17 protein-coding genes are annotated in these 20,411 nt (G+C 40.9%); 11 read left to right on the plus strand and 6 right to left on the minus strand.

The features are described 5' to 3' along the window. Positions 1–92: 92 nt before the first annotated feature. From R2Q66_RS03415 to R2Q66_RS03435, 5 genes are all read left to right on the plus strand, one after another. A complete protein-coding gene (locus R2Q66_RS03415) occupies positions 93–1,643 on the plus strand; it encodes an Rne/Rng family ribonuclease (RefSeq protein WP_316746593.1) in 1,551 nt (516 codons plus the stop codon). A gap of 125 nt (positions 1,644–1,768) precedes the next feature. Then, on the plus strand, positions 1,769–3,145 hold the full coding sequence (radA, locus tag R2Q66_RS03420) for a DNA repair protein RadA (RefSeq protein WP_316746594.1): 1,377 nt from the start codon (positions 1,769–1,771) through the stop codon (positions 3,143–3,145). Between the two features lie 360 nt (positions 3,146–3,505). After that, the gene (locus R2Q66_RS03425) at positions 3,506–3,973 is read left to right on the plus strand and encodes a DUF4920 domain-containing protein (RefSeq protein ID WP_316746595.1); all 468 of its coding nucleotides are present in this window, start codon (positions 3,506–3,508) and stop codon (positions 3,971–3,973) included. Between the two features lie 66 nt (positions 3,974–4,039). Then, on the plus strand, positions 4,040–4,597 hold the full coding sequence (locus R2Q66_RS03430) for a LemA family protein (protein ID WP_316746596.1): 558 nt from the start codon (positions 4,040–4,042) through the stop codon (positions 4,595–4,597). After that, on the plus strand, positions 4,597–5,553 hold the full coding sequence (locus tag R2Q66_RS03435) for a DUF3137 domain-containing protein (protein WP_316746597.1): 957 nt from the start codon (positions 4,597–4,599) through the stop codon (positions 5,551–5,553). Before R2Q66_RS03430 ends, R2Q66_RS03435 begins: the two co-directional genes overlap by 1 nt. Positions 5,554–5,656: 103 nt before the next feature. Here R2Q66_RS03435 and carB read toward each other — a convergent pair whose 3' ends face one another. Both carB and R2Q66_RS03445 read right to left on the minus strand, forming a co-directional pair. Continuing rightward, positions 5,657–8,473, minus strand: a complete 2,817-nt coding sequence (gene carB, locus R2Q66_RS03440; RefSeq protein WP_316746598.1) for a carbamoyl-phosphate synthase large subunit — start codon at positions 8,471–8,473, stop codon at positions 5,657–5,659. Between the two features lie 233 nt (positions 8,474–8,706). Further along, positions 8,707–9,024 carry a carboxypeptidase regulatory-like domain-containing protein gene (locus tag R2Q66_RS03445; RefSeq protein ID WP_316746599.1) on the minus strand — a complete coding sequence of 106 codons (318 nt, stop codon included), beginning with the start codon at positions 9,022–9,024 and terminating at the stop codon, positions 8,707–8,709. A 421-nt stretch (positions 9,025–9,445) separates the two neighbouring features. Here R2Q66_RS03445 and R2Q66_RS03450 point away from each other — a divergent pair, with 421 nt between their 5' ends. The 6 genes from R2Q66_RS03450 (at position 9,446) to R2Q66_RS03475 (ending at position 15,879) form a co-directional block, all read left to right on the plus strand. Further along, positions 9,446–9,970, plus strand: coding sequence for a hypothetical protein (locus tag R2Q66_RS03450; RefSeq protein WP_316746600.1), 525 nt, complete (start codon positions 9,446–9,448; stop codon positions 9,968–9,970). Between the two features lie 58 nt (positions 9,971–10,028). Continuing rightward, positions 10,029–10,646, plus strand: a complete 618-nt coding sequence (gene pnuC, locus R2Q66_RS03455) for a nicotinamide riboside transporter PnuC (RefSeq protein ID WP_316746601.1) — start codon at positions 10,029–10,031, stop codon at positions 10,644–10,646. Next, complete coding sequence (locus tag R2Q66_RS03460) at positions 10,630–11,172, plus strand: ATP-binding protein (RefSeq protein ID WP_316746602.1); 543 nt, start codon at positions 10,630–10,632, stop codon at positions 11,170–11,172. Before pnuC ends, R2Q66_RS03460 begins: the two co-directional genes overlap by 17 nt. A 297-nt stretch (positions 11,173–11,469) precedes the next feature. Next, entirely contained in the window at positions 11,470–13,899 is a 2,430-nt protein-coding gene (locus R2Q66_RS03465; RefSeq protein ID WP_410479371.1) for a TonB-dependent receptor, read from the plus strand. Between the two features lie 6 nt (positions 13,900–13,905). Continuing rightward, the gene (locus R2Q66_RS03470) at positions 13,906–14,538 is read left to right on the plus strand and encodes a thiamine phosphate synthase (RefSeq protein WP_316746604.1); all 633 of its coding nucleotides are present in this window, start codon (positions 13,906–13,908) and stop codon (positions 14,536–14,538) included. Positions 14,539–14,604: 66 nt separating this feature from the next. Next, positions 14,605–15,879, plus strand: coding sequence for an MFS transporter (locus tag R2Q66_RS03475; protein WP_316746605.1), 1,275 nt, complete (start codon positions 14,605–14,607; stop codon positions 15,877–15,879). Between the two features lie 40 nt (positions 15,880–15,919). On the opposite strand, the gene R2Q66_RS03480 is transcribed toward R2Q66_RS03475, so the two are convergent. The 4 genes from R2Q66_RS03480 to nagA all read right to left on the minus strand — a co-directional run bounded on the left by R2Q66_RS03480 (position 15,920) and on the right by nagA (position 20,211). Continuing rightward, the gene (locus tag R2Q66_RS03480; RefSeq protein ID WP_316746606.1) at positions 15,920–17,668 is read right to left on the minus strand and encodes an ABC transporter ATP-binding protein; all 1,749 of its coding nucleotides are present in this window, start codon (positions 17,666–17,668) and stop codon (positions 15,920–15,922) included. An 86-nt stretch (positions 17,669–17,754) separates the two neighbouring features. Next, a complete protein-coding gene (gene frr, locus R2Q66_RS03485) occupies positions 17,755–18,318 on the minus strand; it encodes a ribosome recycling factor (RefSeq protein WP_182960357.1) in 564 nt (187 codons plus the stop codon). 40 nt (positions 18,319–18,358) lie between these two features. Then, entirely contained in the window at positions 18,359–19,066 is a 708-nt protein-coding gene (gene pyrH / locus R2Q66_RS03490) for a UMP kinase (protein WP_265840319.1), read from the minus strand. A gap of 38 nt (positions 19,067–19,104) precedes the next feature. Then, positions 19,105–20,211: an N-acetylglucosamine-6-phosphate deacetylase gene (gene nagA, locus R2Q66_RS03495; RefSeq protein WP_316746607.1), complete on the minus strand. Its 1,107-nt coding sequence runs from the start codon at positions 20,209–20,211 to the stop codon at positions 19,105–19,107. Between the last annotated feature and the right edge of the window lie 200 nt (positions 20,212–20,411).

Raw genomic sequence — 20,411 nt, forward strand, 5'->3', positions numbered from 1 at the left:
CTAGGATTTGATCGTAGCCTTAATTGTTGGTAGCAATATTTTTTTTATTGTCCATGTGTTAATAAGGCTAATCGCCTTAAAATCTGTAGCTTTTGGTAAAGGAACTCATTATAGATTCATCTCCCTCGGGAGTAACCATAGCTTTAGTTGAAGACAAACAGCTTGTAGAACTGCATAAGGAACACATCAATAACAACTACGCTGTAGGTGATATTTATTTGGGCCGCATAAAGAAAATTATGCCTGGTCTAAATGCTGCGTTCGTTGATGTAGGTTACGAAAAAGATGCTTTTTTGCATTATTTCGACCTGGGTCCACAAGTACAATCTTTAATTAAGCTTACTAAAATCAAGCGTAATGGCTCTGTTAGCGGAACTTTATTAGATAATTTCAAGCTAGAAGGAGACATTAACAAAGCTGGGAAGATCTCTGAAGTGGTCAGCAAGAATCTTGTCTTACCAGTTCAAATCGCCAAAGAACCAATTTCAACAAAGGGGCCACGTTTAAGTTCAGACTTATCTATAGCAGGACGCTATATTGTGCTGGTTCCCTTCTCTAATGTCATCTCGATTTCCAAAAAGATTAAAAGCAATACGGAACGTAATCGCCTCAAAAAGATTATCGAAAGTATCAAGCCGAAAAACTTTGGAGTGATTATTAGAACGGTTTCTGAAGGTAAAGGCGTTGCCGAACTTCAAAAAGACCTTTTGGACTCTGTAACCAAATGGGAAAACTTTATTAAAAAGTTGCCCGATGCAGAACCTTCAAAACGTGTTTGGGGAGAAATGGACCGTACTTCCACGCTTATCCGTGACATTTTAAGTACCGACTTCACCAACGTTTACGTGAATGACAGTAATTTGTTCGAAGACATTCGCTCTTATGTGCATGAAATCTCTCCTGAGATGGAGAAGATCGTTAAGATCTACAAGCATAAAGAACCGATATTTGAACACTTCGGTATCGAAAAGCAAATTAAAAATGCTTTCGGAAAAACAGTAAACCTGGCCGGTGGTGCCTACTTAGTTGTAGAACATACCGAAGCATTGCATGTTGTTGACGTGAATAGCGGTAACAGAACGGCAAGCAAAGAAAATCAGGAAGAAAATGCCCTTCAGGTAAATAAAGAAGCGGCGAAAGAAATTGCGAGACAATTACGCTTACGTGATATGGGTGGTATTGTAGTGATCGATTTTATCGATATGCACAAGCCTGCTAACCGTAAGATGTTGTTTGACTACCTTAAGGAACTCATGCTCCTGGATCGTGCGAAACATACCATTCTTCCTCCAAGTAAGTTTGGCCTTGTTCAAATCACACGCCAGCGCGTTAGACCGGAAATGAACATCGTAACCAGTGAAAAATGCCCAACCTGTGACGGTACGGGTGAAATTAAGGCAAGCATTGTATTGATGGATGACATCGAAAACAATCTGACCTATATTTTGCAGGAGCAAAACGAAAAAAATATTACACTTTGTGTACACCCTTATATTGAGGCTTACATCAAAAAAGGGCTTATATCTTTACAATGGAAGTGGTTCTTTAAATTCGGACAAAGAATCAAAGTCAAGGCGGTTCCTTCTTATAACCTAACTGAATTCCATTTTATCTCGTCTAAAGACGAAGAGATTAAATTATAATCACGATAAAATTTCTTTAAACAGGCCTGCTCCTCTTGGAACAGGCCTGTTTGCTTTTAGGGGATTTTTAAACCTGTTTTATTCCGAATTATCTTAAATTCGTACTTCATTAAAACTCCTGTAAATTGGCTAAAACTAAATCAGCATATTTCTGTCAGAGTTGCGGTCATGAAACCGCAAAATGGCTCGGCAAATGCCCTTCCTGCAACGAATGGAATACTTTTGTAGAAGAAGTAATCGAAAAAGCCGGCTCGAAAGTGCCTGCCTGGAAAACTTCTACCACCACTACAAGGGTCAATAAACCGAATAAAGTAGACCACATTATCTCGATTACTGAGGAACGGATTTTAACCGGTGATCTGGAACTGGATCGTGTATTAGGCGGTGGTCTGGTGGCCGGTTCTGTCATCTTAATCGGTGGGGAACCTGGTATCGGAAAGTCGACTTTAATGCTTCAGCTGGCCTTAAATATCCCCGGAAAAAAGATTTTATACATCTCCGGTGAAGAAAGTGAACAACAAATAAAAATGAGAGCGGAAAGGATTATCTCCAACCCGACCTCTGATTGCTATATCCTGACGGAAACCTCTACTCAAAATATTTTCAAACAGATTGAAGAACTGAACCCGGATCTGCTGATTGTAGATTCCATTCAGACTTTACATTCTTCGCATATTGATGCCACACCAGGGAGTGTTTCCCAGGTTCGTGAATGTACTTCAGAGCTGCTGAGATTTGCCAAAGAAACGGATACCCCGGTGTTTTTAATCGGCCACATCACCAAAGATGGCGCCATTGCCGGACCTAAGGTCCTGGAACACATGGTGGATACGGTATTACAATTTGAAGGCGACCGGAACCATGTTTACCGGATTTTACGCTCCATTAAAAACCGTTTCGGCGCTGCAGCCGAACTGGGGATTTATGCGATGCACAGCACCGGTTTAAGGCAGGTTTCTAACCCTTCGGAGATTTTATTATCGCAAAGGGATGAAGAGCTGAGTGGAATTGCGATTTCAGCCACTTTAGAAGGCGCCAGACCGATGTTAATCGAGACGCAAGCCTTAGTGAGTGCTGCCGCTTACGGAACGCCTCAGCGCTCTTCTAATGGTTTCGATACCAAAAGGATGAATATGCTGCTGGCTGTACTGGAAAAAAGATGCGGCTTCCGATTGAGTACCAGGGATGTGTTTTTAAATATTGCCGGCGGTATTAAAGTGGAAGACCCCGCGATTGACCTGGCGATTTTAGTCGCGATTATCTCCTCTCATGAAGATATTTTTATCTCTTCCAAGATTTGTTTTGCCGCTGAAGTTGGACTTTCCGGAGAAATCAGAGCGGTTAACCGCATTGAACAACGGATCTCGGAAGCGGAAAAACTAGGCTTTGAAAGGATCTTTATCTCCAGCTATAATATGAAAGGCCTGATCACCGAACGATATAAGATAGAATTGACTCCGGTAAGCAAAATAGAAGACGTGTTTTCTTTGCTATTTGGATAAGAATAAATTCTATTTGGGGGAACATTTCCCCAATATGAGGAATTTTCTGATGCAATTTCTACATATTGGGGATATTATTCCCCATTGATATTTGGCGCCTAAAGCCACATTACTTCAAATAGCACTGATTATCAGTTGTTTAGTAAAAACGAAGAGTGTTTTTAAAAACCGGCCTGTAAGTTGTCTAATGTAAAGCGTTGATCATTTATGATTTAACAACAATAGGGATGATTATCCTCGTTATCGATAGATAACGAGGATTTTTTTGTTTTATAGCTTTTTGGTTAGGTCCAGTATAGGAAAAATTTGATATTTTTACTGTTAACAAATAGAATATCAACTTTTTAATTCTAACCCCATATGAAAAAATTAATACTAAGTCTGAGCTTTTGCGCGATGTCCTTTTGTGCATTGGCACAGGATACTGCCGGTATTCCCGGCAAATCCTTCGGAAATGGCGTAACCGCCGGTAATTTACTTCCTGTTTCCAAAATAGAAGCCGCGATGGGCGATCAAAAAACTGTTCCAATGAAAATTACGGGAGAAGTAGTAGAGGTTTGCCAGAAAAAAGGCTGCTGGATGACGCTGAAAACTCCTTCAGGTGAATCTATGCGCATCACCTTCAAAGATTATGCATTCTTTATGCCGATGGATATCGTAGGTAAAAAAGTAGCCCTGGATGGTCTCGCTAAAAAACAAACCATCTCCGTAGAAACATTACGCCATTATGCAGAAGATGCTCATAAATCTGCCGAAGAAGTTGCAAAAATTAACGCCCCAAAGAAAGAACTGGCTTTTGAAGCTAAAGGTGTAGTAATCCTGGAGTAACAGCAACCTGTTTTTTCAGGGAAATTTTATATCTTCCCCTACTCTTTAACCTCTTAACTTTCATTTATGATCATTGCTATTATCATTATTGCGGTCCTTGCACTCATCGGAATTTCTATGTACAATTCCCTGATCGCAAAAAAGAACCAAACGGATAACGCCTTCTCGGCTATTGATGTAATGCTTAAAAAGCGCTTCGACCTACTCCCAAACCTTGTGGAAACCGTAAAACAGTACATGCAATATGAAGGAGATCTGCTCACAAAGATTGTCGCCCTACGGAACCGTGCCAGTACGCCCAACCTGAGTAATGAAGATAAATTGAACCTGGACAAAGAACTGAGTCAGCAAATAGGTGGATTAATGGTTAATGTAGAAAACTACCCTGACCTTAAAGCAAGCCAGAATTTCATAAACCTACAAAGTACCTGGACCGAAAGCGAGGAGCAAATCGCTGCCGCCAGAAGGACTTATAACGCCGCAGTCACAGATTATAACAACGCCATCATGATGTTTCCGGGCAGTATCATTGCAGGAATGATGAATTACACGCCCAAAACGGTGCTCTCCATTCCGGAAACTGAACGTACGAGCCTCAACGCAAAAGATCTTTTTAACCGTTAATGGCTACAAAATCTTACCTGAATCCTTCCTCAATGGAGGTATTGGCTGCTTTAGAACTCACTCGCAAAGAACTCCGCAAGAAGAGAATTATACATGTAGGCCTTTGCATCGCCGGTGCCGGGATTGCTGTGTTTGGGTTTTTATCCGGGATTTCCCTGATCGGAATTGCCGGAGTACTATGCTTTATTACCGGTTTTGTCCTGATCGCCCTAGGCAGCAAAGCAATAGACGAGTACCGCCTGGATTTTAAGCGAAAGCTGATTGCGGAGGCCCTGAAAATGATCGACGAAAGTCTGGAAATTGATCCTGAAAGCGGCTTAAATGAAAATGAGTTCATCCGTTCTTTATTGTACAACAGAAGGCCGGATAGCTATAAAAGTGAAGACCTGGTGTTTGGAAATTCCGGAAAAACAAAGTTTAGCTTTTCGGAAGTCCACGCAAAATACAAGCAGGTAAGAAACACTAAAAACGGCCGCCAGGAGAGTTGGCATGATATTTTTCGCGGAGTGATCTTTCAGGCTGACTTTAACAAGAATTTTAAAGGGGCAACACTCGTTAAATCCAGAGTATTTGGAGATAGCGTTACGGAATGGTTTACCACCAATATCCCGGTATTCTCCAGCTCAGAGACGCTGGTTAAGTTAGAAAACACGGAATTTGACAAGCATTTTATCACCCATTCTTCAGATCAGATTGAAGCACGTTATATCCTGACACCGCTAATGATGGAGTCGATCCTGGAACTAAACGAAAGGTGTAGATACACCATCAGCCTCTCTTTTATCCGAAATCAGGTAAATATAGCCTTTCCATTAACTAAGAATTATTTTGAAGCTCCACTATTCAATAGCCTGCTGGATGATGAGGTGATGCAGGAAGATATGGCCCTGGTACGTCATGTTTACCGGGTGATTGAAACGCTGGATTTAAACACCCGAATCTGGGGAAGAGCCTAGCCATTATTCCACTTTGCGAACGGACAGCACTTGTTGCTCCAAAGAGGATATTCGCTTTAAAAAAGCTTTTAAAATAAAAAAGTCCCTTTCGGGACTCTTTTATTTATTTCGATAAGTACATCGATTTGTCTTTAACTAACTTTCTGAAGTAAGGATCTTCCAGGTCTTTAATGAACCTGATAGCCTCCCCTGTAGATTTCATCTCCGGACCTAATTCCTTGACAACTTCAGGGAACTTGTCAAAAGAGAATACAGGTTCTTTGATCGCATAACCTACCAGTTTTCTTTCGATGGTAAAGTCTTTCAATTTGTTCACACCCAACATCACTTTAGCAGCGATATTGATATAAGGAACGTCGTAAGCCTTAGCAATGAAAGGAACGGTTCTTGAAGCTCTTGGATTCGCTTCGATCACATAAACTTTCTCGTCTTTTACTGCAAACTGAATGTTTAGTAAACCGATTACGTTTAGTGCTCTTGCGATTTTCTTAGAGTAAGTCTCCATGTCGTTCATTACCTTTTCAGATAAACTGAATGGCGGCAATACCGCGCTGGAATCACCTGAGTGAATCCCTGCAGGCTCAATGTGCTCCATTAAACCGATGATATGCACATCTTCTCCGTCACAGATAGAATCCGACTCGGTTTCTTCCGCTCTGTCTAAGAAGTGGTCAATCAATACACGGTTTCCAGGAAGATCACCTAGTAGTTTAACTACTGCTTTCTCCAGGTCTTCGTCATTGATCACGATGCTCATTCCTTGTCCACCCAATACATAACTTGGTCTTACCAATACCGGGTATCCTACTTCCTGTGCAACGATAATCGCTTCTTCAGCGTTCTCAGCAACACCATATCTTGGATAAGGAATTTCTAATTCTTTCAATAAGTCTGAGAAACGACCTCTATCTTCTGCAACATCCATGTCATTGTAAGATGTACCGATGATTTTGATGCCGTGTTGCTCTAACTTCTCCGCCATTTTCAAGGCTGTTTGTCCACCCAACTGAACGATCACACCTACTGGTTTCTCCAGTTCAATGATTTCACGAACATGTTCCCAGAATACCGGCTCAAAGTATAACTTATCAGCCATGTTGAAATCTGTAGAAACTGTCTCAGGATTACAGTTGATCATGATTGCTTCAAAACCGCTTTCTTTAGCAGCAAGCAAACCATGTACACAAGAGTAGTCAAATTCAATACCCTGACCGATACGGTTAGGACCTGAACCCAATACAATTATTTTTTTGTTATTTGTTGGGATCGATTCGTTTTCCTCTTCAAATGTAGAGTAGTAATATGGGGTTTGCGCTGCAAATTCCGCTGCACAAGTATCTACCATTTTATACACACGTTTGATGCCTAAAGCTGTTCTGCGGTCATAAACCTCATCTTCCGTTACATTACCCAACAGGTAAGCAATCTGGATATCAGAGAATCCTTTTTGTTTCAACGTGAAGAAGAAATCTTTAGGAATATTATTCAGAGAATATCTTTTTAGCTCAACTTCCAGGTGTACTAATTCCTGAATCTGAGAAAGGAACCATTTATCGATTTTCGTTACCTTACGGATAGACTCCAAAGGAACGCCCATAGTCATGGCATCTTTGATTAAGAACAGGCGATTCCAGCTTGGATGCTCCAAACCGTGCATGATCTCTTCGATGCTTCTGTTATGTTTACCATCTGCACCTAATCCGGCTCTGCCAATTTCTAAACTCTGACAAGCTTTTTGTAGTGCTTCGATGAAGGTACGTCCGATAGACATCACCTCTCCTACTGATTTCATTTGTAATCCCAGTTCCATGTTGGCACCTTTGAATTTATCAAAGTTCCAGCGAGGTATTTTCACGATTACATAATCCAGTGTAGGCTCGAAATAGGCAGAAGTTGTTTTTGTAATTTGATTTTCGATCTCGTCTAAGTTGTAACCAATGGCTAGTTTAGAAGCGATTTTTGCGATCGGATATCCTGTTGCTTTACTTGCCAATGCCGAAGAGCGTGATACCCTTGGATTGATTTCGATCGCAATAATATCATCATTATCAGGATTCACAGAGAACTGAACATTACAGCCTCCAGCGAAAGTACCAATGGCACGCATCATTTTGATGGCCTGGTTACGCATATCCTGGTAGCAACGATCAGATAAAGTCATTGCCGGTGCAACTGTGATCGAGTCTCCGGTGTGGATTCCCATTGGATCAAAGTTTTCAATAGAACAAATGATGATTACATTGTCATTGCTATCTCTAAGCAATTCCAATTCATATTCTTTCCATCCGATTACTGCTTTCTCTACCAATACTTCGTGCGTTGGAGAAGCTTCTAATCCGCGTTGTAAAGCGTGGTCGAACTCTTCTTTCTTGTGCACGAAACCACCACCTGAACCGCCTAATGTATAAGAAGGACGGATTACTAGTGGGTAACCGATTTCCTGAGCTGCTTCTTTACCTTCTAGGAAGGAGTTTGCAATTCTGGATGGCGCAACACCTACACCTATGTCAATCATCAACTGACGGAAGGCTTCTCTGTTTTCAGTTTTCTCAATCGCGGCAACGTCTACCCCGATTACTCTAACACCATATTTTTCCCAGATACCACGCTCTTCTGCCTCTTTACAAAGGTTTAAAGCGGTTTGTCCGCCCATGGTAGGCAAAACTGCATCGATTTTTCTTTCGATCAGGATCTGCTCAATGGAGTCTACCGTTAAAGGCCAAAGGTATACATGGTCCCCAATCACCTTGTCGGTCATGATGGTTGCAGGATTAGAGTTGATGATCGAAACTTCAATCCCCTCTTCCTTTAAGGATAAGGCAGCTTGAGATCCTGAATAATCAAATTCACAGGCTTGACCAATGATAATAGGTCCCGATCCGATAATTAATACTGAGCGTATGGAGGTGTCTTTAGGCATAAGGCTTTAAAAAGTCTAAAGTTAGTATAAGTGAAATTGGTAAAAATTGCATTCTAAAAGACCAGAATAGTCTAGAGATTTTCTCTGCTGTGCGAGGGGAATATCCCGACTCTTCCGTCGGGATGCAAAGTTACGTTTTTGATCCTTAAAAATATGCTGTTTTTTAAAAAACAGTTCAAATAAAAAAGGGCGTCAGAAATTAACCTAAAGCCCTTTTAATCATTTACTATAAATTACTGTAGCAATTTAATCTCTCCAACATCCGTTGTAGCACTATCTACCACCGCAACATTCTCTACAGAACTGTCTTTATATGGCGGATTTGCCTTTACAATAACGGTATAAGTCTGCGCTTTAACCTTACTAAAAACGAAGGTCCCATTGTTCACAGTTGCCCGTAAGGTGTCTCTCCCTGCAATGGCCAATACCTGAGAGGCGCCTTCCGCAGGACTAACTTTCCCCTGGATACCGCCCTCTCTGATGGCACTGAATGCCAATAAACCAAATGAAAGTCCTGCCACTACGATTAAATTCAATTTAAGCCTTTTCATTATGATAAATTTTAGATTTAAATTATATAGTTTTTACTTCTTTATGCGCTTGTTTTACTTTGCTATGCCGCTGGTTACTTTGTTCTGCCCCCCCCTTACGGGGTTCAGTTGTTAGTTCCCGGTTCTCCTTGTTCGTTCCGGCTATACTATATAACTACAAGCGGCATGGAATTATGTTTTAATCTGCCTGCAGCTAAAAGCTGGTTCCAGATTAATTTGTCACCGCTATAATTTAAACGCATGAGATATAACTTATTGCCTCCTCATCCGAATTTAGTTTTTGCAGCCACTTCTTTTACCTGACAAAACAAGTCCGGAGATGGCAAAACTGGTTGTAAAATACGCACTGAGGCAATTTGGAACAACATTTGCCGTTCCTATCTGAAATATACCATATCAAATGAGAACAATGTATAACCCAATGAAAAAAGTATTCCCTGTAGTAGCAGCCGCAATTGTTATGCTTTCGAGCTGTGCTACAGTACAATCCCTGATAAAATCTTCTTTCCCTTATAACGCAACGGTAGTCATTCCGGCAGGTACAAAAAGTAACACCACGATCTCTACCAGCTCTGCCGCAACAAGTTTCGACCAGGTTTTTGGAAATCAAAACGGTACAAACTATGTAAAAGAAATCAGAATCGCCTCTGCAAAAATGGAAGCCAGTAATCCTGCCAGCAAAAGTTTAGGCATGTTCAAATCTGTGAAATTATTTGTAGCCAATGAAAAAGGTGAAGAAGTAATGGTGGCCTCCAGAACGGATGTACAACAAAATATTGGTACCGGTTTGGTATTGGATATCGACAACTCCCGCTTCCTGGACAACTATGTTAAAGGAACAAATCTGAGTATCAGAATGGAATATGTGTTAAGAGAAAAAACAACCACCGATGTTAGCGTTCGCGTATCATTGAGCTTTAGTACTTCTCCGAAAACAAACAATTAACCACATTCCCATATAGCTTTTATGATGCAAATAATTTTAGGATAACTACTTTTGGCTCATGTTATTTCTTGAGTCTTCATTTTTTCAGCTAATCGCTGATCAATTTATTCATACCACCTGGCTGGAATGGCTGGGCGTAGTATCCGGATTTATTTGCATCTACCTGGCTACAAAAGAGAATGTACTGAGCTGGCCAATTTCGATCATCAGCGTGATTGCTTATGCCTGGGTATTCTTAGACGCAAAGATGTATGGAGACATGGCCTTGCAGTTCTATTTTCTCTTTACCGCCTTCTATGGCTGGTATTTCTGGATCAGAAAAAAACAGGTTCATGATAAACCGGTAACCAATCTGTCGAAAAAAGGTTGGTGGCTGGCCATTGGATCTATAGTCATTTTATCTGTTGCCCTCGGACTATTCCTGGATCATTTTACAGATACCAACGTACCTTATGAAGATGGCTTTTGTACCGCAGTCAGCTTTGTAGCACAACTCATGCTCAGTAGAAAAATCCTGCAAAATTGGATTCTATGGATTGTTGTTGATCTTTGCTATATCCCATTATATATTTACAAAAATCTAAATTTAAGTGCCATATTTTATGCTTTCCTGGTCGCCATTGCCATCAAAGGATATATAGACTGGAGGAAAACGTACCGTGAACAAACCAATTAAGAAAATCGCCATCGTTGGCCCGGAAAGCACAGGAAAATCAACCATTGCGCAACAACTCGCCAAACATTACCAGACACTTTGGGTGCCTGAGTATGCGCGTTATTATTGCGCTGCTTTAACCGAACCCTGCAATTTACAGGATGAAGTAAATATGTACCACGGACAATTAGCCCTGGAAGAATCCATCCTCGCCATTGCGGAAAAAGATTTGATATTTTGTGATACTACTTTTATTACGGTTAAAGTCTGGAGCGATGAGGTTTTTGGAAACACACCGGAAGTGGTCTTAAATGCACTGCCACTTCATACTTATGATTTATACCTGCTTATGGATATTGACCTGCCCTGGCAGGAAGATCCACTGCGTGATTTCCCCCATAAACGGGAACATTTTATGCAGGTATGGCATCAGGAATTGCAAAACTTAAGGGCAAATTATGTCGTGATCAACGGAACTGAAGAGAGATTAAACAATGCCATCACTGCTGTAGCCGATTTTCTAAAAGGCAGTAAAGCGCTTTCTTAATCCTCCCCGCTGAAAATCCGGCCTAAAAAACGGGAACAAAGTCCCCCCTATAGGAGATTCAATTTTTATCAATACCTTTGACCCATCAAAAAGGGGTGCCTTGTTTTGTAAAAAACACAAAAACAGGCTGAGAGCATACCCATTATATCGACAAACAGATATATGCACCTGATCCGGATAATGCCGGCGGAGGGATTGGAGTTATGGAGTTTAACTGGGCTGTAAGTGCCCCTTACTTACAGTGGTTTAACTAAAAAAAACAAAGAATTGAAAAAGTTATTGACCATAGCGCTAGCTATGTTATTGTTGCCTGTATTAACAAAGGCACAGTTTACGCTTTCGGGAGTTGTGTCCGAAACAAACCATCAGGCATTACCGGGTGCAACCATCCGCCTAAAAGGAAAATCTTTTGGCGTAACCGCTGATGGGCAGGGAAAATACCAGCTAAAAAACCTTAAAGCAGGAAGTTATACGTTAGTGGTCAGTTTTATCGGCTACCAGACCACAGAAAAAAACCTGGAACTAACCTCCGATCTGGTGGAAAATATCAGCCTTAAACCTACTGCTTTTCTTGCAGACGAGGTGATCGTGAACGCCACACGTGCCAACGATAAATCCGCTACTACCTATAAAAACATCAGCAAAGCGGAGATTCAAGAGAACAACTTCGGCCAGGATCTGCCATTTATTTTAAACAACACCCCGGGAGTAGTCGTAACCTCCGATGCGGGTGCAGGTGTCGGTTATACAGGCATCCGAATCAGAGGTAGCGATGCCAGCAGAATCAATGTGACCATTAATGGAATTCCATACAATGACGGTGAAAGTCAGGGAATATTCTGGGTAAACATGCCGGATTTTGCTTCTTCTATCGAAAATGTGCAAATCCAACGCGGTGTTGGTACCTCTACAAATGGTGCCGGTGCTTTTGGCGGAAGCTTGAACATCCAGACCAGCGCGCCTTCAGAACTTGCCTACGCAGAACTAAACAATACTTATGGCTCATTCAATACCCTTAAAAACACAGTGAAATTAGGAACCGGTTTAATCGACAATAAATGGAGTTTCGATGGCCGACTTTCCCGAATTATATCTGATGGTTTTATCGACCGTGCAGCCTCAAATTTAAAATCGTACTACCTTTCCGGTGCCTACCATGGAAAAAATGAACTGCTTCGTCTGAACGTCTTCTCCGGAACGGAAAAAACTTACCAGGCCTGGGATGGTATTCCTGAAGCACGATTAAAAGGTGATGTACAGGGCATGCTGGATTTCAGCAAACGTCAGGAATTTAATGAAATTCAAACACAGAACCTGTTGAATTCAGGGAACAGAACCTACAACTCGTTTACCTATAAAGACCAGACCGACAACTACGCACAAAACCATTATCAGGCGCTTTATGCCAAACAGGTGAATGAGCAATTCTCTTTCAACGCCGCCTTACACTATACCGATGGAAAGGGGTATTTTGAAGAATATAAATTCGATCAAAAATTGAGCAAATATGGCTTACCTCCCATGAATGCGGATGGGGCTATTCAAAAAAGGTCGGATTTAATTCGTCGCCGTTGGTTAGACAATGATTTCTATGGTGCTACTTATGCGCTTAGCTATAAGCCGCAATCTAACTTGAATTTCACGCTTGGAGGTGCATATAATGAATACAGAGGGAAACATTTCGGAGAAGTGATCTGGGCAAAATATCCTTCCACCAGTAACAACACCGATCATTATTATGATGGTAAAGGAAACAAAAATGATTTCAACACCTTTGGTAAAGTAAGCTATAGCCCAATAGAGCAATTGAGCCTTTTTGCTGACCTGCAATACCGGACTGTCAACTATAAAATCACCGGAAAAGACAAGAACTTAAGGGAGCTTGATTTTAACAATACTTACCACTTTTTCAATCCTAAAGTAGGTGCAACCTATTTTATCAATGAGGAAAGCAATGTTTACACTTCCTTTAGTGTGGCCAATAAAGAGCCCAACCGTGATGATTTTACCAACCTAAAAGTAGGATTGCCATCTCCTAAAGCAGAACGTCTTCATGATTTAGAAGCGGGTTACCGTTACAAAGAAAACAGACTAAACCTGGGCCTGAATGTTTATGGGATGTTCTATAAAGATCAATTGATCTTTACCGGAGAAATCAATGAATTCGCAGATGCTTACCGTCAGAATGTAGATAAAAGTTACCGTGTAGGAGTTGAATTGGATGCGTCTTATATCCTGAGTTCGCAATTTGCTATAAACGCCAATGCCGCTTTTAGCAGGAATAAAATCCAGAACTATATCAATTATGTAACACAATATGAAGATGATGGTTCAGAAACCCTGCTCACTTCCGACTACAAAAACACCGATATCTCTTTCTCGCCAAAATCTGTCATTGCTGGAGAACTGGTCTACAAACCCTTCAAAGGTTTTGCAGCAGCGCTACAAAGCAAATTTGTTGGCAAACAATACCTGGACAATACGCAAAATGACAGCAGAAAACTGGATTCCTATTGGGTAAATAACGCGAGAATAGGTTATGATTTCCAGCTTAAAGGCATCAAAAACATCAATGTTGGCCTATTGGTAAACAATATCTTTAATGAAAAATACGAGAGCAATGGTTATACCTATAGCTCTGCCTACCAGGGAAATATCACTACAGAGAATTTTTATTATGCCCAGGCCGGAACTAATTTTTTACTTTCGCTAAATTTCAAATTTTAACAACTTATGAAGAAATTCATCGAAAAGCTACAATTTATAACTCACGATATCCATCAGCATAGCCATATTGAACAAGCAAATATTGCCTGTAGCGCTGGTGCAAAATGGATTCAGTACCGTTGTCTGACTAAAAACGATGAGGAACTTTTAGACGATATCAATGCGATTGCAGCAATCTGTGACGATTGGGGAGCTACCCTGATCGTTACCGATCATATTCATCTGAACGGAGAAGCCGATATCCAGGGTTTTCATATAGAAGATATGGATGCAGATTTTGTAAAACTTCGTGAACAACTCGGAGAAGCAATTACGATTGGCGGGTCTTCAAATACTTTAGAAGGCTTAATCAGACTGGCAAAAGAAGGCGCAGATTACGCTGGCTTCGGACCGTTTTATACCACCACAACCAAACCTAACAACGCGCCATTATTAGGTGTAGAAGGGTATGCAACGGCTATGAAAGCATTAAAAGCACAAGATATCAACTTACCAGTGCTCGCCGTTGGCGGTGTTACCTTAAGTGACGTAGATCCATTAATGCTGACAGGCATTTTCGGAATTGCCGTTTCTGCTGCCATCAATCAGGCAGAAGATATGTACGCTGCTTACAGCGAATTTTATGACAGTATCATGTAATATTATTTTTGACAAGTGTATGTTATTGAAACACCATAACATACATTTGTTAAAAATACAACCTTCTTGGAAGCCTATATACCCACAGAAAAACCAGATCCATACGCTGCACTCCGATACCGGGAGTTTCGATCCTACCTCGGAATGCGTTTCTTTTTTACGTTTGCCTATCAAATGCAGGCAGTCATCATTGGATTTTACATTTACCACCTCACCAAAGACCCCTTAGCCCTCGGACTCGTTGGTCTCTGCGAAGCAATTCCTGCAATCAGCATTGCACTATATGGCGGTTATGTGGCCGACAAATCAGAAAAACGAGGTCTCTTACTGAAAATATTTAGCGGCGTATTTCTGTGTTCACTGATCATGTTAGTGGTAACCACCCAACAAATGCATGCCTATGTACCTGTAGATTATATTGTGCCAATAATGTACTTGATGGTCTTTGGAATCGGAATTGCCAGAGGATTTTTTAGTCCGGCAACCTTTTCACTGATGGCACAAATTGTCCCTAAAAAGCTTTACCCGAATTCCAGTACCTGGAACAGCTCCAGCTGGCAGGCTGCGTCTATTTTGGGACCAGCCCTAGGAGGTTTAATCTATGGCTTCTATGGCATTACTGCCACCTATGCTGTCATCCTTTCCTTCATCAGCATTGCCCTCATTTGCATATTTTTCTTAAAACCACACCCACCTACCTATATCCCTAAAGAGAGTATTGTGAAAAGTCTGACTGAAGGCGTCCACTTTGTCTTTAAAAATAAAATGATGTTGGGTGCGATGAGCTTAGATCTTTTCTCCGTTTTCTTCGGCGGAGCGGTGGCGCTACTTCCGGTATTTGCCAACGATATTTTAAAAGTTGGTTCCGAAGGACTCGGTTTTATGCGGGCTGCTGCTTCCAGTGGCGCCGTGATTACCATGTTGGCGATGACCCGTTTCTCGCCAATGAACAAACCATGGAGAAATCTGCTGATTGCAGTAACCGGATTTGGAACCAGCATTATCTGCTATGGCTTATCGAAAAACTTCTACCTGACCCTGGTGTTTTTGTTCATGGAAGGCGCATTCGACAGCGTCAGTGTGATTATCAGATCGACCATTATGCAATTACTCACCCCTGATGAAATGCGCGGTAGGGTCTCCGCAGTAAACAGCATGTTTATTGGTTCTTCTAATGAAATTGGAGCCTTTGAGTCCGGCCTCACTGCAAAACTCATGAGAACTGTCCCTGCAGTCGTATTCGGAGGAAGTATGACGATCCTTGTGGCTGGAATTACCTATATGAAGACTAAAGGAATGATGAAGTTAACCTTGCAGGAAATCAACGACCAGCAAAATTAACCTCACCTTTTTAACGCCAAAGCTTGTCTGGCAATCAGGATTAGTATTCTATTCTTTCCCCTACCTGTTGTCTCCACATGGCATAATACAAGCCTGTTTCGGCCAATAAGTCCTCATGTTTACCTTGTTCGATGATATGTCCACGTTCCAAAACAAAAATGCGGTCTGCATGACGAATCGTAGAAAGTCTGTGGGCAATCAGGATCGTAATATGGTTTGTTTGCACAGAAATATCACGGATCGTAGCGGTAATCTCTTCCTCAGTTAAAGAATCTAAAGAAGACGTTGCTTCATCAAAAACCAGGATATCAGGTCTGCGTAATAATGCTCTGGCAATAGATAAACGTTGTTTTTCTCCCCCGGAAACCTTCACGCCACCTTCACCAATCACCGTATCCAGACCTTTGTCTGCACGCGCTAACAGGTTGTTACAAGCGGCTTGTTTCATCACCCTCAGGCAATCTTCATCCGTAGCATCAGGTCTCACAAACTGGAGATTTTCTCTGATCGTTCCAGAGAAAAGCTGTGTATCCTGGGTTACAAAACCAATCTTCTCCCTCAGCATATCCAGATCAATCGCTTTGCTGGAAGTATCATTATATAACACATCGCCATCTATTGGCTGATAAAGACCAACCAACAGCTTAACTAAGGTCGTTTTTCCAGATCCGGAAGGCCCAACAAATGCGATCGTCTCCCCATTATGGGTACGGAAATTAATATCATTTAAGGCATTGTGCTTACCCGTAAGGTGTCTAAAATTCACATCTTTAAACTCAAGGCTAGTAATTTTCCCTAGTTTAACTGGGTTTACCGGTTTTTCATCTAATGGCGTACTTAGGATCTTCTTGAAATTCCCCAGAGAAACTTCTGCTTCCCTCCAGGATAGAATTACATTTCCAAGTTCCTGTAAAGGTCCAAAGAGAAAGAATGAATAAAACAGGAAAGAGAAATATTGACCGGCAGAAATCGTGTTTTCAAAGATCAGGATCAATAACACCACCACCATCGTACTACGTACAAAATTGACTGTTGTTCCTTGCACAAAGCTCATACTTCTTACATATTTAACCTTTCTCAATTCCAGTCCTAAAATCTTATAAGTCGTTTTATTCAACCTTTCGATCTCCTGATTGGCAAGGCCGAGACTTTTTACAAGTTCTATATTCCTCAAAGATTCGGTGGTTGAACCTGCCAATGCAGTGGTTTCAGCAACGATAGTCTTTTGAATAGTTTTAATTTTTCTACTTAGGTACCAACTTACAAAACTGATGATAGGAATTGCAGAAAAATAGACCAGTGTAACCTTATAACTTACCGTAACAGAATACACGATTACGAATACCATACCAATTAAACTCACGAAGAGAATACTGATAAAGGCGGTAATAAACTTTTCTGAGTCCAGGCGTACCTTTTGCAAAATCCCAAGTGTTTCTCCGCTTCGCTGATCTTCGAACACCTGATAAGGCAATTCAAGAGAATGTTTCAGTCCATCAGCATACATACTTGCACCAACTTTTTGAACAATAATACTGGTAAAGTAATCCTGAAAATTTTTGGCAATTCTGGAAACCATAGCTGCACCGACACTCAGTCCAACCAGTCCGAGTACCCCCCAGACGAATTCGCTTCTATTCAGCACATCCTTCTTTTGAATGAACTCATCAACTATTCTTCCAGTGATGTATGGGTCCAGTAAGGAGAAGCCGATATTGATTGCAGCCAGTAAAAGCGCTAATGCAACCACCCATTTATGAGCACGTAAATATTCGAGTAGTAATTTCATTTAATTAAATCTAGCCAAAAATAAATAAAGGGAATGAAGCATCAGCCCCATTCCCTTTAAATTACAAGTAAATTATAAATCGGGTCTTAAACCGTCATGATATCTTTTTCTTTTGCTTCCGCATGTTTATCTACTTTGATAATATATGCATCAGTTATTTTTTGCACTTCGCCTTCTCCGGTTTTGATTTCATCATCGGAAACGCTTTCGCCTTTTAACTTCTTGATCTTTTCGTTGGCATCTTTACGGATATTACGAATGGTAATTTTTCCACGTTCTGCTTCTTCTTTTACCTTTTTAACAAGATCTCTTCTACGCTCTTCAGTTAGTGGAGGAACGACCAAACGGATCACGACACCATCATTTTGAGGGTTGATTCCAATGTTCGCTTCCATAATGGCACGTTCAATAGGAACTAACATATTTTTTTCCCAAGGCTGAACCAGAATAGTACGCGCATCCGGTGTGTTGATACTTGCCACTTGAGATAAGCCGGTAGCACTACCGTAGTAATCTACAAATATGCCATCCAACATCCCTGCAGAAGCTTTTCCCGCACGAATTTTTGTCAATTCAGCTTCACAATGGTCAATAGCTTTGTCCATGTTTGCCTGAGCATCTTGTAGTTGTTTCTTTATGAGGTCATTCATGTTTTGTAAAATTTAACCAAAAATATAAAATTTATTAGAATCAGACCTTAACAAGTGTCCCAATCTCTTCACCTTTGGCAATTTTCATGAAATTACCTGTCTTATTCATATCAAAAACGATGATAGGAAGTTCATTTTCTTCACACAGGGTGAAGGCTGTCATATCCATTACGTTTAATCCTTTATCATAAACTTCTTTGAAAGAAATTTTTTCATATTTAGTAGCTGTAGGATCTTTTTCAGGATCTGCAGTATAAATACCATCTACACGTGTTCCTTTTAATACAACATCAGCTTTAATTTCGATTGCTCTTAAAGCAGCTGCAGAATCTGTTGTGAAATATGGATTACCTGTACCAGCACCAAAAATCACTACACGACCTTTTTCAAGGTGACGTACAGCTCTTCTACGGATAAATGGTTCACAGATTTGCTCCATTTTAATTGCAGTTAGTAAGCGGGTTTTAAGACCAACTTTTTCCAATGCATCCTGCAGTGCCATACTGTTGATTACGGTAGCTAACATTCCCATATAATCAGCCTGTGCACGATCCATTCCTGACTTTTCGGCGCTTAAACCCCTAAAAATATTACCACCTCCAATAACAATTGCTATTTCAAGGCCTTCATCATGTACCGCCTTAATGTCTTCAGCGTACTGTTTAACACGCTCATTGTCAATACCATATTGTTTATCGCCCATCAGCGACTCGCCACTTAATTTCAGCAGAATCCGTTTATACTTCATGAGTCCAAAAATAACTATTTGTTTTAATTAATCAGGGCTCAAATGTGCAAACCCTTTACAAAAACTTTCTTTAGTTGTAGTCCGGGAGATAAAAACAGTAAATCAGCATCGCTACCTACATTTAAAGCGCCCTTTCTAGATAAAATACCCATTAATAGTGCCGGGATTTCTGAGGCGAGTTTTAAAGCTTCTCCTACAGGAATATCACAATGTGATACACAATTCTGAACGGCTTGTAAAAGGGTAATATTTGAACCGGAAAGCGTACCATCCGCAGTCACAAATTTATCGCCTTTCAGTACATGCTGATAAGGTCCGATTGCGCATGCCGTTACTGCATCTGTAATTAGAAACAGGCGGTCTTTCATCGCTTTATAAGTCATCTTTACCACCTCCAGATCCACATGACAGCCATCAGCGATGATACTAGCCATTGCAGTTGGGTGATTCATGACTGCTACAGGCAAATTAGGGGCTCTGTGATGAATTGAAGGCATCGCATTGAACAAATGTGTGGTTGTCTTAAATCCACTGTTATAAGCCGCTGTAGCCTGGTTAAAATCAGCATCACTATGACCTAATGATAATACGATTCCCTGATCCACCAAATAACGGATCACCTCCTCGTCCTGTAACTCCGCTGCTATGGTCATCATTTTAACGGTACCATCTGCATACTCCAGTAAATGTTTTACCTCATCTAAAGTAGCTTTGTAAATATATTCTTCTATATGCGCACCTCTGCGCTTTGGATTAATGTACGGCCCTTCCAGATGAAGTCCTAAAAAACCTTTAGCCTCGCTACGATATACTTTCGCAGCATCCAGACATTGGTACACTACTTCCGGGCTATTCGTTGCTACACAAGCTAAAAAACTGGTCGTACCCTTAGCCAACAAGTCTTCATCCATCTGTTTTAAAGTTTCAGCAGTAGGATAGGCAGAAAAAAGATTACCACCACTACCATAAATCTGAAGATCAATAAACCCAGGGCTGATATAATTTCCTTCAGCATCAATAATTTGATAACCTTCAGGAATCTCTTCATTAGAGATTCGATTTATCCTTCCATCTTCAATAAAAATGGTTTGACCTTTTAAGAGCGGCTCTTCATTAAAAAACTGACTATTGGTTATCGCGATCATAATTAGATGTGTTTAAGAATCTCAAATATAAGCGAGGAATAAGATATCAATGGATTATTTCGACAGTAAATAAAGAAAGGATATGAAAGCTCTTAAATGGCGGTAGTCGAAGCGGAACCGGCTGGCAGCCGTTAGAGTTCCCGGGAAGCAGGAAAGATATCCTGTAATCTGAAGAACAGTATAGCTTTGTAAAAAAGTCT

Origin of the sequence: Pedobacter gandavensis (genome assembly GCF_032677645.1) — a bacterium.
GTDB lineage: Bacteria > Bacteroidota > Bacteroidia > Sphingobacteriales > Sphingobacteriaceae > Pedobacter > Pedobacter gandavensis_A.